Origin of the sequence: Burkholderia sp. ABCPW 111 (genome assembly GCF_000773065.1) — a bacterium.
Lineage (GTDB): Bacteria > Pseudomonadota > Gammaproteobacteria > Burkholderiales > Burkholderiaceae > Burkholderia > Burkholderia savannae.
Genome location: NZ_JPWT01000001.1, coordinates 166,791 through 183,981, shown reverse-complemented (window position 1 = coordinate 183,981; position 17,191 = coordinate 166,791). Strand labels below are relative to the sequence as shown.

Below are 17,191 nucleotides of genomic sequence, written 5' to 3'. Positions count from 1 at the left end.
ATTTCAAGCTGTCTCCTTTCGGGAGGGGAACCCGAAAAAGACGCCCGCCCGGCGAACCGGGAGGGCGTCTTGAAACGGCTTCGATTCCGTGGGCCGCGTCACCGACCGACGACGACGCGCCGCGCGCTCACGCTACCGTCGCGTTCGCGTTCGCGTTCGCGAGCGCCGCGTGTCGCGCGCCGTATGTCTCGCTGACGATCTTGCCGTTGTCGAGCTTGAGCACCCGGTCCGCGATCGGGAAGTACCGGTCGTCGTGGCTGATCACGACCACCGTCTTGCCGCGCGCGCGCAGCTCCGGCAGCAGTTGCTCGTAGAACACCGCCTTGAACGCCGGGTCCTGATCCGCCGCCCATTCGTCGAACAGATACAGCGGCCGATCCTCGAGATACGCGACGACGAGCGCCAGCCGCTTGCGCTGCCCGGTCGACAGCGCGCGCGTCGAGAACGCGCCGTCGACGACCTGCACCTTGTGGTCGAGCGCGAGTTTCGCGACGAGCGCGTTCGCGCGCGCGTCGGCCTGCGCGCGCGCCGCGTCGTTCGGATCGACGATGCCGAGCAGCGCGTCGAACAGATGGAAATCGTTGAACACGGCCGAGAAGCGCTCGCGGTACGCGGCGCGCTCGGGCAGGCCAACCGGCTTGCCGTCGAGCTCGATCGCGCCGCTTTCCGGCTCGTAGAGGCCCGTGAGCACCTTCGCGAGCGTCGTCTTGCCGCTGCCGTTGCCGCCGACGATGAACACCAGCTCGCCCGGCTTCAGCGTGAGATCGATCGGGCCGACGCGGAACATCCGCTCGTCGCGCTCGTGGAAGTACGAGTGCGTGACGCCGCGCAGCGCGAGCGTATCGAACGGCGCGTGCGACGCGGATTCGTCGGGCGGCGGGGCCGTGCGCAGCGCGCCGAACTGCGCCATCAGCTTCTCGATGCGCTCGAGCGACACGCGCGCCGCGTTCAGGGTCGGCACGTTGTTGAGCAGCCCGTCGAGCGGCAGCAGCATGAACAGGAACACGACGACGTAGCCGGACGCAGCGGGTGCGTCGCCGCGCACGCCGAGCGCCGGCCAGAACGCCGCGACGCCGAGGAACACGTAGAACAGGAACACGATCCAGCCGACGCCGATCGCGTATGCGCTGAACGCGCGGCGCCGGTGGTCGCGCACTTCGGCGATCGCGGCGCCCAGTTGGCCGTCGACGAACTGGCGCGAGCGCGCCTGGTGCAGCTTCAGCTCCTTCGCGCCCGAAAAGAGCGCGCCGAGATAGCCGAACAGCTTGTCCTGCGAGCGGCCGGCGTCCTCGAGCCACGCGATCGCGCGCTTGTCGCCCGCGTGGTAGCCGAGCGAGCCGACGACGATCGCCGCGACGGCGAGCAGGCACACGGGCCACGACAGCCACGCGAGGTAGCCGAGGCAGCCGAACACGATCGAGCCGTGCATCACGAGGTTCGGCAGCGCGAAGAACAGCATCGACACGTTGGTCGCGTCGTCGGTCAGCACCGACTGGACGGGCGCCGCGCCGATCCGCTCGACGTCCTGCAGTTCGGCCGCCGCGACGCGCCGCGCGACGTGCTCGCGCAGCTGCGCCATCGTGTCCTGCGACAGGCGCGCGAACAGCACGCCCGTCACGATCCGGGTCACGAGCGCGATCACCGCGCACAGGCCGAAGCGCCACGCGAGCATCGCGTCGGCCGCCTGCGGCTCGGACAGCGCGCGGCTCAGCGTCGCGACGAGCAGCACGCTCGACGCGCCGTTCAGCACGCACGCGGCGAGCGCGATCCCGAACGTGCCGCGGGAGCGGTTCAGGAGCGCGAGAATCAGGCGCCGCGCGTACTTCGCGGCGGGTTGGGAATCGGTCGAGGGCGGGGCGTCGAGGCGCCCGGTGGCATCGGTCATCGGCGGAGCACTGGTCAAGAGGAGTCGGGGCGGCGCTTCGGCGCGGCGAAGCGAACGGCGAGGCGTGAGCGCGCCTCTCTGACTGCTAGACGAACGGGCGAGCGCAATCTTTACCCGCGCGGCGTTACCCGCGCGATGCGCCGGCGAACGGCGCAGGCGGCGCCGCTGCCCGCGGGCTCGGGAAGCGAGGCCGACGTGCCGCGCATCGGGCGTCGCGCCCGGCACGCGGGCGAGTGCGGGCGGGCGCGGGCGAGGCAGGGCGAGGCAGGGCGAGGTAAACAACTCGGTAAAAAATTTCGCGCGTGATTCGTCTCACTGTTGAAGCGGCCCTCTCGCGGCCGGCGACATGAACGAAGCGGCCGAAGCGGCCGGACCCAACGGACTTCACGCCCTATGACGAGCTTTCCGACTGCGCTGCATCATCGAATCCACGCGCTCGCGCGACTCGCCCCCGACGCGCCCGCGCTCGCGTCGTTTGCGCCCGACACCGTGCGCCTCACGCGCGGTGAACTCGACGACCGCGCGGCGCGCCTCGCCGCGAAGCTGCGCGCGGCGGGCGTGACGACGGAGGTGCGCGTCGGCGTGTGCGTCGCGCGCTCGTGCGATCTGTTCGTCGCGCTTCTCGCGGTGATGAAGGCGGGCGGCGTGTTCGTCGCGCTCGATCCGCGCCATCCGGCCGCGCGCCTCGACTGGGTCGCGCAGGACGCGGGGCTCGCGCACGGCATCGTCGACGCGTCGGCCGACGCCGCGATGCGCGCGCGCTTCGCGCAGTGCTTCGATGTCGCGAGCGTCGCCGGGGCGGCCCCGTCCGAGCCGCGCGTGCACGGCGACGAGGCGGGCGGCGCGGTCCATCCGCGCGCGGCCGCCTACATGATCTACACGTCCGGCTCGACGGGCACGCCGAAGGCAGTCGTCGTCGAGCACGGCCCGCTCGCCGCGCACGGCGATGCGCTCGCCGACTCGCTGCCGATCGGCCCCGACGACCGCGTGCTGCATTTCGCGTCGGTGAATTTCGACGTCGCGATCGAGGCGTGGCTCGTGCCGCTCGCGGTGGGCGGCAGCGTCGTCATCAGCGATCCGCCGCCGTTTCCGCCCGACGCCGCGCATGCGCTGATCCTGCGCGAGCGCGTGACGAACACGACGCTGCCGCCCGCGTACCTGCGCGAGTTCGCGGCGGTGTGCGCGCGCGAAGGCGTGCCGCCGTCGCTGCGCGTGCTGCTGTTCGGCGGCGAAGCGATGTCGCAGGACGCGTTCGACGAGATCCGCCGCGTGTTTCCGTCGATCCGGCTCGTGAACGGCTACGGGCCGACCGAAACCGTGATCTCGCCGATGCTCTGGCCGGTCGATCCGGGCACTGCGCCCGCGCTCGACGACGGCAACGGCTACGCGTCGCTGCCGATCGGCTGGCCGATCGGCCGGCGCGTCGCGCGCGTCGAGCAGGCGAACGGTCCGGTCGCGCGCGGCGACGCGGGCGAGCTCCTGCTCGGCGGCGCGTGTCTCGCGCGCGGCTATCACGGCCGCCCCGCGCTGACGGCCGAACGCTTCCTGCCGGACCCGACCGGCGAGCCGGGCGCGCGGATCTACCGGACGGGCGACCTTGCGCGCGAACGCGCGGACGGCTCGTTCGACTATCTCGGCCGCATCGACGATCAGGTGCAGGTGCGCGGCGTGCGCGTCGAGCCGGGCGAGATCGCCGCGTGCCTGCTCACGCACGCAGGCGTGCGCGACGCGGGCGTGCTCGCCGAGACGGCGGGCGGGCGCACGCAACTGATCGCGTGCGTGGCGCTCGCGAGCCGTCGGGGCGACGCGCCCGCCGGCGCCGGCGATTCCCGGTCGAACGCGCAGCCGGACGACGACGCGCTGCGCGCGCACATCGCCGCGCACCTGCCCGCCGCATGGCTGCCGCACCGGTTCGTGCGTTTCGACACGCTGCCGTACACGCTGAACGGCAAGCTCGACCGCGCGGCGCTGCGCGACGCGGTCGCGGCGCAGCCGATCGAGGCCGCCGCCGATTTCGACGCGCCGCGCACCGACACCGAGCGCCGCGTCGCCGCGCTGTGGCGGCGCCTGTTGAACGATCCCGCGCCGATCGGCCGCGTCGACCGCTTTTTCGTGCGCGGCGGCGATTCGCTTGCCGCGATGCAACTGCAGGCGACGATCCGGCTCGAATGGCGCGTGAACGTGCGGCTCGACGCGATTTTCGACGACGCGCCGCTCGCCGAGCTCGCCGCGCGCATCGACGGCGCGCAGCCCGAGATGGACAGGCCGGCGGCGAGCGCCATGCCGGCGATGCGCGCCGCGACGGCCGACGCGGCCCAAGCGGGCGGCACCGTCGAGCGCCCCGCGTCGTTCGCGCAGCAGCGCTTCTGGGTGCTCGCGCGCACGCAGGACGCGGGCGCCGCGTATCACGTGTCGTTCCATTGGGACGTCGACGGCGCGCTCGACATCGATACGCTGCAGCGCGCGCTCGACGCGCTGATCGCGCGCCACGAGGCATGGCGCACGACGCTCGTCGAGAACGACGACGGCATCGTCGTCCAGCGAATCCACGCGGCGCTGCCGGTGCGGATCGCCGCCGTCGATCTGCGCAGCGAGCTCGAATCGTCGCGCGCCGCGCGCCTGGCCGAGCTGACCGAGCGCCACACGAGCGCGCCGTTCGATTTGTCCGACGGCCCGCTCGTGCGTGCGCTGCTCGTGACGCTCGCCGACGGCGCGCAGCGCTTGCTGTTGACGACGCACCACGCGGTCAGCGACGGCTGGAGCTCGCGCTGCGCGTTCGACGAGCTGACGCGCGCGTATGCGGCGTTCGCCGGCGGCCGCGCGCCCGAGCTGCCGGCGCTGCCGATCCAGTATGCGGACTATGCGCAATGGCAGCGCGACGCGCTCGACGCGGACGAGACCGCGCGCCAGCTCGCCTACTGGCGCGGCGCGCTCGCCGACGCGCCCGCGCCGCTCGCGCTGCCGCTCGACCGGCCGCGCGCGGCCGAGCGCGACTATCGCGGCGGGCGGCTCGCGCGGCGTCTTTCGCCCGCGGCGTCCGGCGCGGTGCGCGACGCCGCGCGCCGGCTGCACGCGTCGCCGTTCACCGTGCTGCTCGCCGCGTTCGACGCGTGGCTCTTTCGCGTCACGGGCGAGCGCGACGTCGTCGTCGCCGCGCCGATCGCGCAGCGCGCGCGCCCGGAAACCGCGCCGCTCGTCGGCCTGTTCCTCAACACGCTCGCGCTGCGCGCGCGCGTGTCGCCCGAGCAGTCGTTCGAGTCGCTCGTCGCGTCGGTGCGCGACGCCGCGTTCGGCGCGTTCGCGCATCAGGACGTGCCGTACGACAAGGTGATCGACGCGGCGAAGCCGCCCGTGCGGCGCGGCGACGAGTGGCTGCGGGTCAAGTTCGCGCAGCAGTTCGATCTCGAGCTGTCCGCAACGCTGCCGGGCGCGGCCGTGCGCATGGCGCCGGGGCTCGATCCGGCCGCGCGCTTCGATTACGCGCTCGATTTCACCGACGACGCGCGCGGCATCGAATTCGTCGCCGCGTACGCGCAGGACGGGATCGACGAAGCGACCGCGCACGCTTGGCTCGACAGCTTCGCCGCGCTCGTCGAGGACGCGGTGCGTCACCCGCGCCGCGCGATCGCCGAGCTCGCGATCGCGCACGGCGGCGCGCCGCGCGCGTGGCTCACGGGCCGGCCGCTCGCGACCGCGTCCGACGTGCTCGCGCTCTTCGCGCGCGAGGCGGCCGAGCATCCGCATCGCGTCGCGCTCGCGGACTCCGACGCGCAGCTCACGTTCGCCGAGCTCGACGACGCGTCGAACCGCGTCGCGCTCGCGCTGCGCCGCGACGGCGCGCGCGCGGAGACGCCGGTGGCGATCTGCATCGAGCGCTCGGCGCGCTTCGCGGCCGCGTTCGTCGGCGTGCTGAAATCCGGCGCGTACGCGGTGCCGCTCGATCCGGCGTCGCCGCGCGAGCGGATTGCCGCCGCGCTCGCCGCGTGCGGCGCGCGCCGCATGCTCGCGGCGGGCGATCTCGACGCGCTCGGCGCGTTCGACGGCGTCGCCGTGCAGGACGTCGACGCGTGCGCGCGCGACGCGTCGCTCGCGCACGCCGCCGCGCCGCGCGTGCCGCCGCTGCCCGAGCAGGCCGCCTATCTGATTTTCACGTCGGGCTCGACGGGCGAGCCGAAGGGCGTCGTCGTGCCGCATCGCGCGCTCGCCGACTACGTCGCCGGGATGCTCGACGAGCTCGCGTTCGCGCCCGGCGCGTCGATGGCGATGGTGTCGACGGTCGCGGCCGATCTCGGCCATACGACGCTGTTCGGCGCGCTGTGCTCGGGCCGCACGCTGCATCTGCTGCCCGCGCACGCGGCGTTCGATCCGGACCGCTTCGCGCACGAGATGGTGACGCGCGACGTCAGCGTGCTGAAGATCGTGCCGAGCCATCTGCACGCGCTCCTCGACGCGCAGCGCGCGGCCGACGTGCTGCCCGCGCACGCGCTCGTGACGGGCGGCGAGGCGCTGCCGTGGGCGCTCGTCGAGCGGATCGAGGCGCTCAAGCCCGGCTGCCGCGTGATCAATCACTACGGGCCGACCGAGGCGACCGTCGGCGCGCTCGTGTGCGACACGTCCGCGCCCGAGCAGGCGGATCTGCGCGCGACGGCGGCGGGCGCGAACGGCGTGGCGACGCCCGTTGAGGTGACGCCCGATGCCTCGGCGCGCGGCGTGCCGCTCGGCCGGCCGCTGCCGAACGCGCACGCGTGCGTGCTCGACGCGCACGGCGCGAGCGTGCCCGTCGGCGCGATCGGCGAGCTGTACCTGGGCGGCCCCGGCGTCGCGCGCGGCTATCTGGGCCGCGCGGGCGCGACCGCCGAGCGCTTCGTCCCGCATCCGCACGAGGCTGGCGCGCGCGTCTACCGGACGGGCGACCGCGTGCGGCTGCGCGCGGACGGCCGGCTCGACTTCCTCGGGCGTCTGGACGATCAGGTGAAGATCCGCGGCTACCGCGTCGAGCCGGGCGAGGTGAGCGCCGCGCTGCGCGCGCTGCCCGGCGTCGCGCAGGCGCAGACGCTCGCGATCGAGCAGGACGCGCGGCTGCGCCTCGTCGCGTTCGCGACGCCCGCATCCGGCGCGCGCATTGCGGGCGAAGCGTTGCGCGACGCGCTCGCCGCGCGCCTGCCCGACTACATGGTGCCCGCCGCGCTCGTCGTGCTCGACGCGCTGCCCGTGACCGCGAACGGCAAGGTCGATCGCGCGGCGCTGCGCGCGCTCGCGGCGACGCCCGCCGCCGCGAGCGCCGCCGACGAGGACGCGCCGCAAGGCCACGTCGAAGAAACCCTCGCGGCCGTCTGGCGCGACGTGCTGAAAGCGCCGCGCGTCGGCCGTCGTGACAACTTCTTCGAGCTCGGCGGCGATTCGATCCTCGTGCTGCAGGTGATCGCTCGCTCGCGCAAGCGCGGCGTCAAGTTCACGCCGAAGCAGCTGTTCGACGGCCCGACGGTTGCCGAGCTCGCGCGCGTCGCGGCGGAAATCGACGCCGTCGCGCCGAAGGACGGCGCGACGGCCGCCGCGCGGCAGGCTTCCGCCGCCGTGCCGGACGAAGCGCGGCTCACGCCCGCGCAGCTGCATTTCTTCGCGCTCGACATTCCGCGCCGCGGACACTGGAACCAGTCGATCGAGCTCGACGTCGCCGGCGCGTTCGATTTCGACGCATTCGCCCGCGCGTTCGACGCGTTGCTGACCCACCATCCGGTGTTCCGCGAGCGCTTCGTGCAAACGGGCGCGAGCGGCGCGTGGCGGCTTCGCGTCGCGCCGCGCGCGTTCGACGCGCTGCCGCTCGCGGCCGCCGCCGCGCGCGACGAGGCGGACGCGCTCGCGCAATTCGACGCGCTGCAAAGCACGCTCGACGTGACGCACGGCCCGCTCGCGTGCGCGTTCGCGGCGGCGCTGCCGAATCGGGCAGCGGGAACAGCGGGAACAACGGCGGGCGCGACGAAGCTCTATCTGGCGATCCATCACGCGATCGTCGACGGCGTGTCGTGGCGCGTGCTGCTCGACGATCTCGACGCGGCGTACCGCGCCGCATGCGAGCGCCGCGCGGTGCGGCTCGGGCCGACGGGCGCGAGCGCGTCCGAATGGGCGGCCCGGCTCGCGCGCGCGGCCCGCGATCCGGCGGGGCCGTTCGCGGCCGAGCTGCCGTACTGGGCGGCGCTCGCCGCGCCGCACGACGACCTGCGGCTCGACCGCCCCGACGCCGCGGCGACCAACGCGCACGCCGACGTCGTGATCCAGACGCTCGATCCGGCGCTCACGCGCGACGTGCTGACCGAGGCGAACGCCGCGTACCGCACGCACGCGGTCGAGCTGCTGATCGCGGCGCTCGTCGCCGCGCTCGGCGGGCATGCGGGCGCGGCGTCGTGCCGGCTCGAACTCGAAGGGCACGGCCGCGAGGCGCTCTTCGACGACGTCGACGCGAGCCGCACGCTCGGCTGGCTGACGAGCCACTATCCGGTTGCGTTCGCCGTCGAGCCGACGCCGGCCGCCACGCTCGCCGGCGTGAAGGACGCGCTGCGCGCGGTGCCGAACAAGGGGCTCGGCTTCGGCGTGCTGCGCCACTACGGCGACGACGCGACACGCGCGGCGCTCGCCGCGGTGGAGCGGCCGCGCGTGACGTTCAACTACCTCGGCCAGTTCGACACGCCGCGCGACGCCGCGCTCGTGCCGCGCTTCGGCGGCGCGGGCCGCGAGCGCGACCCGGCTGGGCCGCTCGGCAACGCGCTCGCGATCCACGCGTACGTCGACGCGAACGATGGCCGTGCGCTGAAAGTGCATTGGGTGTACGGCGCGACGCAGTTCGAGCGCGCGACGATCGAGACGCTCGCCGCGCGATTCGACGCCGCGCTGCGCGAGCTCGCCGCCGCGTGCGCGGCGCGCGTCGCCGAGCGCGGCGCGGGCGCGACGCCCGGCGACTATCCGCTCGCACGCGCGGGCGGCCTCACGCAGGAAGCGCTCGAGCGCCTGCCGTTCGACGCGCGCGCGATCGACGACATCTATCCGCTGTCGCCGATGCAGCAGGGGATTTTGTTTCATTCGCTGTTCGCGCCGGAGCGCGCGACGTACGTGAACCAGCTCGTCGCGACGCTCGTCGCGCCGGACGTCGAGCGGCTGCGCGCCGCGTTCGACGCGGCCGTTCCGCGCCACGACATCCTGCGCACCGGCTTCGCCGCGCACGAGGCCGCGCCGATGCAGATCGTCCATCGCCACGCGCGGATGCCGGTCGAGATCGTCGACTGGCGCGGCGCGCACGCGAGCGCCGAGCGGCTCGATGCGGCGCTCGACGCGTGGCTCGCCGCCGACCGCGCGCGCGGCTTCGATCTCGCGACGCCGCCGCTGATGCGCATGACGCTGATTCAGACGGGCGAGACCGAATGGCGTCTTGTCTGGACCCGCCATCATCTGCTGCTCGACGGCTGGAGCACCGCGCGACTCTTCGCGGACGTGCTGCGCGATTACATCGAGCCGCCGCGCGCGAATCCATTCGCCGCGCCTGCGCGCACGCGCTATCGCGATTTCATCGCGTGGCTCGCGCGCCGCGACGCCGATGCCGACCGCGCGTTCTGGCTCGAACGCCTCGCGCGGCTCGACGAGCCGACGCACGTCGCCGAGCGCGAACATGGCGCGCACGATGCCGCGCGCGGCGGCGACGCGGCCCGCCGCGCGAACTGGCGCGCGGCGCTGCCCGCCGCCGACACCGCGCGCGTGGCCGAAGCGGCGCGCCGCCTGAAAGTGACCGTCAACACGATCGTGCAAGGCGCCTGGGCGCTCGCGCTGCAGCGCACGACGCACCGCGCGGCGGTCGCGTTCGGCGCGACGGTCGCGGGGCGCCCGGACGCGCTGCCCGACGTCGATACCGTGCTCGGCCTTTTCATCAACACCGTGCCGGTGATCGCCGCGCCGCTGCCGCAGCTCGCCGCGCGCGACTGGCTCTCGAGCCTGCAGCGCGAGAACGCGGCGGCGCTCGAGCACGCACACACGCCACTCTACGAAATCCAGCAATGGGCGGGCGCGGGCGGCGCGCTCTTCGACACGCTCGTCGTGTTCGAGAACTACCCGGTCGACGAAGCGTGGCAGGGGCGCGATCCGCGCGCGCTGCACAAGCGCGATCTGCGCAACATCGAGGCGACCGACTTCGCGCTGACGCTCGTGGTCGAGGCGGGCGACGCGCTCGCGATCGACTACGGCTACGATCCCGCGCGGATCGGGCAGGCGCGGGTCGAGGCGCTGCACCGCGCGTTCGCCGCGTGCATCGACGGGCTGATCTCGAACCCGGACGCGCCGCTCGGCGCGATCTCGTGCGCCGGCGCCGACGATCTCGCGCTGATCGCGCGCAGCAACGCGACGAGCGTGAACTGGCCCGACGCACAGCGCGCGCCGCTCTTCACGCAATTCGAAGCGGCCGCACGCGCTCGGCCCGATGCGATCGCGCTCGAATTCGCCGACGCGGCCGACGGCGGCGACGGTGCGCTCGCGCGGATGCGCTACGCCGAGCTCGACGCGAAGGCCGACCGCGTCGCCGCGGCGCTCGTCGCATCCGGCGTGCGGCCCGATTCGGTCGTCGCGCTGTGCGTCGAGCGCTCGTTCGACATGGTCGTCGCGCTCCTCGGCGCGATGAAGGCGGGCGCCGCGTATCTGCCCGTCGATCCGGACTATCCGGCCGAGCGGATCGCCCACCTGCTCGGCGACGCGAAGCCGCCCGTCGTGATCACGCAAGCGCATCTGCGCGCGCGCGTCGACGCGGCGCTGTCGGGCGGAGCCGCCGCCGCCGTCGTGACCGTCGACGCGCTGCTCGAGCGCGCGCCGGCCGCGCGTCCCGGCGGGGCGGCCGAAGGGGCTGAAGGGGCCGAAGGGGCTGAAGCGGCAGAGCTCGCCGAAACCGCTGAGTGCGCCGCTGCGCGGGCCGCCGCGCCCGGCCAGCTCGCCTACCTGATCTACACGTCGGGCTCGACCGGCAAGCCGAAGGGCGCGGGCAACACGCACGCCGCGCTCGCGAACCGGATCGCATGGATGCAGCATGCGTATCGCCTCACGCCCGACGACGTCGTGCTGCACAAGACGCCGTTCGGCTTCGACGTGTCGGTGTGGGAGTTCGTGTGGCCGCTCGCGGTCGGCGCGAAGCTCGCGATCGCGGCGCCCGGCGACCATCGCGATCCGGCGCGCCTCGTCGCCGCGATCGAAACGCACCGCGTGACGACGCTGCATTTCGTGCCGTCGATGCTCGCCGCGTTCGTCGCGCATCTCGACGATTTCGGCGCGGCCGCGCGCTGCGCGAGCGTGAGAACGATCATCGCGAGCGGCGAGGCGCTCGCGCCCGAGCTCGTCGCGCGCGTCGCCGCGCTGCTGCCGCACGCAAGGCTGCACAACCTGTACGGCCCGACCGAAGCCGCGATCGACGTGTCGCACTGGAGCTGCACCGCGGACGACGCGTCAGCGGCCGCGGTGCCGATCGGCCATCCGATCGCGAACGTGCAACTCCATGTGCTCGACGCGGCGCTGCAACCGGCGCCCGTCGGCGCGGCGGGCGAGCTGTACCTCGGCGGCGCGGGGCTCGCGCGCGGCTATCTCGGCCGCGCGGCGCTCACGGCCGAGCGCTTCGTGCCCGATCCGTTCGCACCGGGCGCACGCCTCTACCGGACGGGCGACCTCGCGCGACGGCGCGCCGACGGCGCGCTCGACTATCTCGGCCGGATCGACACGCAGGTGAAGCTGCGCGGCCAGCGAATCGAGCTGGGCGAGATCGAGGCGCTGCTGCGCGCGGCCCACGGCGTGCGCGACGCGGTCGTGATCGTGCGCGACGAGCGGCTCGTCGGCTACGTCGCATGCGCGGCGCCCGCCGAATTCGACGCCGCCGCGCAGATCGAGCGGCTGCGCGCGCAGTTGCCCGCGTACATGGTGCCCGCGCAGCTCGTCGCGCTCGCCGTGCTGCCCGTGACGCCGAACGGCAAGTGCGATCGCCGCGCGCTGCCCGAGCCCGCGTTCGACGAGCGCGTCGTCGACGCGCCGCAAACCGACACCGAGCGCGCGCTCGCGGCGATCTGGCAGCGCGTGCTGAAGCTCTCCGACATCGGCCGCGACGACGATTTCTTCGCGCTCGGCGGCCATTCGCTGCTCGCCGCGCAGGCGAACGCGCAGGCGAACCTGCAGTGGTCGCTGACGCTGCCGCTGCGCGTGATCTTCGACGAACGCACGCTCGCGCGCTGCGCGGCGGCGATCGACCGCGCGTGCGACGCCGGCCGCGACCACCACGCCGCGAGCGCGATCGACGCGCTGCTCGGCGAGCTCGAAGCCCAGTAAGGAGCCCGCATGACCACACCCGATCTGCTGTCGCTCGCCGCGCGCTTCGCGCGGTTGCCCGACACGCAGCGCAAGCAGTTCCTCGCGAAGCTCGGCGACGCGGGGATCGATTTCCGGATGCTGCCGATTCCGCCGCGCGAAGACCGCGCGGCGAGCGTGCCGGCGTCGTTCGCGCAAACGCGCCTCTGGCTGCACGCGCGCTTGCTCGGCGAATCGGCCGCGTATCACATCACCGAGCGGCTGCGCCTCGACGGCGCGCTCGACGCGAACGCGCTGCGGCTGTCGTGCGACGCGCTGATCGCGCGCCACGAGGCGCTGCGCACGACGTTCGCCGAAGGCGCCGACGGCGTGCTGCAGACGGTGCACGCGCCGATGCGCTGCCCGTGGCGCTACACGGATCTCGCCGACGCCGATGCCGATGCGGCCGACACGCCCGCCGCGCCGCGCGACGCGCGCGCCGCGGCCGTCGCCGCGCGGGAGGAGGCGCAGGCGTTCGACCTCGCGCGCGGCCCGCTCGTGCGCGCGCACCTGATCCGGCTCGACGCGGCGACGCACTGGCTCGTGCTGACGACGCACCACATCGTGTCCGACGGCTGGTCGGCCGACGTGATGCTCGCGGAGCTGTCGTCGTTCTACCGGTCGTTCGCGACGGGCGAGGCGGTGTCGCTCGCGCCGCTGCCGATCCAGTACGCCGACTACGCGCTGTGGCAGCGCCGCTGGCTCGACGCGGGCGAGGGCGAGCGGCAGCTCGCGCACTGGCGCGCGGCGCTCGACGCGAGCCGCGACGCGCTGCTTTTGCCGGGCGCGGCGACGCGCCCCGCGCAGCGCAGCGCGAGCGGCGCGCGCCACGCGTTCGACGTGCCCGCCGCGCTCGCGCGGCGCGTGCGCGCGCTCGCGCAGGCGCGCCGCGCGACGCCGTTCGCGGTGCTGCTCGCCGCGCTCGCGACGCTGCTCGCGCGCGCGTCGGGCGAGCCCGAGATCCGGATCGGCGTGCCGTCGGCGAACCGCGAGCGCGGCGAGACCGTCGGGCTGATCGGCTTTTTCGTCAACACGCTGACGCTCGCGGCGCAAACGGGCGCGACGCGCGCGTTCGACGCGCTCGTCGACGCGACACAGCGCGGCCTCGTCGATGCGCAGTCGCATCAGGACGTGCCGTTCGATCAGGTGGTGGACGCGCTCGGCGTCGCGCGCAGCGCGAGCCACCATCCGCTCTTTCAGGTGATGGCCGCGTACGGCGCGCGGCGCGCGCTGCCGTCGTTCGCCGACGTGCGCGCAACCGAATTGCCCTCGGGCATGCCGTACGCGAAATTCGATCTCGCGCTCAGCTTCGACGAGCGTGACGACGGCGGGCTCGACGCGCGCTTCGTGTACGCGACCGACATCTTCGGCGCCGACGCGATCGAGCGCTTCGCCGCGCGCTACGTCGAGCTGCTCTCGCACGCGCTGGAGGCGCCCGGCGCGGCGCTCGGCGATCTGCAATGGCTGCCCGAGGCGGAGCGCCGCCAGCTCGCCGCGTGGAACGGGCAGACGCACGATTTCACGGATCGCGAGCGCGGCGGCGCGGCGTCGGCGCGCGTTGTCGTCGAGACGCCGGGCGAGCGGGCCGGCAGGCCCGTCGACGCAACTTTCGGCGAGCTTGCCGGCACGCCTTCGGGCGCGGCTTTCGATGAACCGTTCGTGTCGGTCCACGACCGGATCGCGGAACACGCGCGGCGTCGCCCGGATGCGCGCGGCGCCGCCGACGTCGAGCGCGCGCTCACGCGCGGCGAGGTCGAGCAGCGCGCGACGCGGCTCGCGAAGCGGCTCGTCGCGGCGGGCGTGCGCGCGGAGACGCGCGTCGGCGTCGCGCTGTCGCGCTCCGTCGATCTGCTCGTCGGCCTGATCGCCGTGCTCAAGTCGGGCGGCGCGTTCGTGCCGCTCGATCCGAGCCACCCGCGCGAGCGGCTCGCGCAGATGCTGGACGACGCGCAGATCGCGCACGTGATCACCGAGCGCGGCAGCATCGACGCGCTGCCGCTCTCGGGCGCCGCGCACGCGTGGCTCGTCGACGACGCGATCGCCGACGCCGGGATCGACGGCGTCGCGCTGCCGGAGGTGTCGCCGCACCAGGCCGCGTACGTGATCTACACGTCGGGCTCGACGGGCAAGCCGAAGGGCGTCGTCGTCGATCACGGCGCGTTTGCACGCCATTGCGAGGCGATCGCCGCGCGCTACGGGGCGACCGAGCGCGACGTGTTCATGTTGTTCCAGTCGGTCAATTTCGACGGCGCGCACGAGGGCTGGTTTTCGCAATACATGTCGGGCGCGGCCGTCGCGGTGACGGCCGACACGCTGTGGCCGCCCGCGCGAACCTGCGCGCTGATCGCGCGCGAGGGCGTGACGATGACGTACGTGCCGCCCGGCTGCGCGACGCAGCTCGCCGAATGGGCGCTCGAGCACGGCGCGCCGCCGTCGCTGCGCTCGATCACGGTGGGCGGCGAGGCGACGTCGCGCGAGGCGTTCGCGCTGATGCGCCGCGCGTTTCCGAACGCGCGCGTCGTCAACGGCTACGGGCCGACCGAAACGGTGATCACGCCGATGCTGTGGATGTTCGAGCCGGGCGACGATCCGGCAAAGCTCGCCGACGCGGCGTATCTGCCGATCGGCACGCTGGTCGGCGCGCGCACCGCGCACGTGCTCGACGCGCGCCTGAATCCGCTGCCCGTCGGCGTGATCGGCGAGCTGTATCTGGGCGGCGAGGGGATCGGGCTCGCGCGCGGCTATCTGGGCCGCGCCGCGCTCACGGCCGAGCGCTTCGTGCCCGATCCGTACGGCGCGCCGGGCGCGCGCCTGTATCGCACGGGCGACCTCGTGCGCCGCCGCGCGGACGGCGTGTTCGATTTCCTCGGCCGCATCGACCATCAGGTGAAGCTGCGCGGGCTGCGCATCGAGCTGGGTGAAATCGAGGCGCAGCTCGCCGCGCACGGCGACGTGCGCGAGGCGGTGGCGGTGGTGTTCGGCAAGGGCGCGCAGGCGCGGCTCGTCGCGTTCGTCGAACTGACGGGCGACGCGCGCGAGCGCGCGGCGCGCGCCGACGCGGCCGAGCTCGACGCGCACCTGCGCCGCACGCTGCCCGACTACATGGTGCCCGCGCACATCGTCGTGCTCGACGCGCTGCCGCGCAACGCGAACAGCAAGGTCGACCGCGCGGCGCTGCCCGAGCCCGCGCACGCCGCGCGCGCGTACGAAGCGCCCGTGAACGACATCGAGGCGGCGCTCGCCGAGATCTGGCGCGAAGTGCTCGGCGCCGAGCGGATCGGCCGCGCCGATCACTTCTTCGAGCTGGGCGGCCATTCGCTCGCCGCGGTGCGCGTCGCGACGCGCGTCGCCGAGCGGCTCGCGCGCGACGTGCCGGTGCGCGCGCTCTTCGAGGCGCCGATTCTCGCGCCGTACGCGCTGCGCGTCGCGGCCGCCGCGCAGGTGGAAGCGGCGCACGGCGCGGGCGATGCGCCCGCCGCGCCGTACGCGCGGGACGCCGACGGCGTGCTGCCGCTGTCCGCCGCGCAGCGCGGGCTGTGGTTCCTGTGGCGCGCGCAGCCGGACAGCGCCGCGTACAACATTCCGGTCGCGCTGCGGCTGCGGGGCGCGCTCGACGCCGACGCGCTCGCCGATGCGTTCTCGCATGCGGACGCCCGCCATCCGGCGTTGCGCACGCGGATCGTCGCGCGCGCGGACGGCGCGCCGGGGCAGCGGATCGCGCCCGCGCGGCGCGTCGAATGGCCGATCGTCGATCTGCGCGCGGCCTCGGGCGCGGCGGACGACGACGCGCGGCTCGCCGCCGCCGTCGCGCTGACCGACGAGGACGCGCTCACGCCGTTCGATCTCGCCGCCGACGCGCCGCTCTGGCGCGCGCGCGTGATCCGGCTCGGCGCTGACGATCACGTGCTGTCGCTCGTCGTCCATCACATCGTGTCGGACGGCCAGTCGATCGAACTGTGGCTCGACGAGGTCCGCTCGGCGTACGTCGCGCGGCGCGTGGGCGGCGGGCAAGCGGCCGCGGAGCCATCCACGGCGTCCGGCGCGCCGGCGGAATCGCTTGCGGAAAAGCGCTCGGCCGCGCCGCCGGCAACGCTTGGCGAAACAGTTGCCCAAACGCGCGCGGATTCGCTCGACATCGACACGCCGGTGCTGCCCGCCGCCGCGCCGCACGCGCGCCTCGCGTTCTGGCGCGAGGCGCTCGCGGGCGCGCCGTCGCACGCGCTGCCGCCGCCGCGCGCGGGCCGCGCGGCGGCGCCGCGCTGGGACGCGGGCCGTCTCGCGTTCGAGCTCGACGGCGCGCTCACGCGCCGCGCGCGCGCGATGGCGCTCGACGCGCACGCGACGCTGCCGATGCTGCTGCACGCGGCGTTCAACGCCGCGTTCTACCGCACGACGGGCGCGACCGACCAGCCGGTCGGCGTGCTCGCGTCGACGCGCGAGCTGACGGGCGAGCCCGCCGAGCGCGCGCTCGGGCTCTTCATCAACGCAGTCGTCGTGCGCACGCGCATGACGAGCGCCGATACGCCCGCGACGCTCGTCGCCGCGGTGCGCGACGCGGCGCTCGCCGCGTATGCGCACGCGGACGCGCCGTTCGGCGACGTCGTGGCCGCGCTGCGCACGCCGCGCGCGGTCAACGGCAATCCGCTGTTCCAGGTGATGTTCAACTACCTGCGGCCAGCGGGCGCCGCCGCGCGCGACTGGGCGGGGCTTGCCGTCGAGGCATTCAACGACGTCAGGCACCGCGTGGTGTTCGAGCTGGAGCTCGACCTCGTCGAGCATCCGGACGGCCGCGTGACGGGCGCGTTCTCGTACGCGACGGAACGCGTCGACGGCACGTTCGTCGCCGCGCTCGCGGCCGATTATCTCGACGTCGTGCGCGGCTTCGTCGACGCGCCCGCGCGCGCGCTCGGCGCATCCGCCGCGCGTTTTCCGCTCGACGCGCACGACGTGCAC

Annotated in this window: 2 protein-coding genes and 1 pseudogene; 2 read left to right on the top strand and 1 reads right to left on the bottom strand. The window is 74.3% G+C overall.

Going from position 1 to position 17,191, the window contains the following annotated elements:
* Positions 1 to 127: 127 nt before the first annotated feature.
* A complete protein-coding gene (locus X946_RS00665) occupies positions 128 to 1,885 on the bottom strand; it encodes a cyclic peptide export ABC transporter (protein WP_038743060.1) in 1,758 nt (585 codons plus the stop codon).
* A gap of 393 nt (positions 1,886 to 2,278) precedes the next feature.
* Here X946_RS00665 and X946_RS00660 point away from each other — a divergent pair, with 393 nt between their 5' ends.
* A complete protein-coding gene (locus tag X946_RS00660; protein ID WP_038743059.1) occupies positions 2,279 to 12,220 on the top strand; it encodes a non-ribosomal peptide synthetase in 9,942 nt (3,313 codons plus the stop codon).
* Positions 12,221 to 12,229: 9 nt separating this feature from the next.
* Positions 12,230 to 17,183 (top strand): annotated as a pseudogene (locus X946_RS00655) (amino acid adenylation domain-containing protein); the annotation flags it as partial.
* Positions 17,184 to 17,191: the final 8 nt, after the last annotated feature.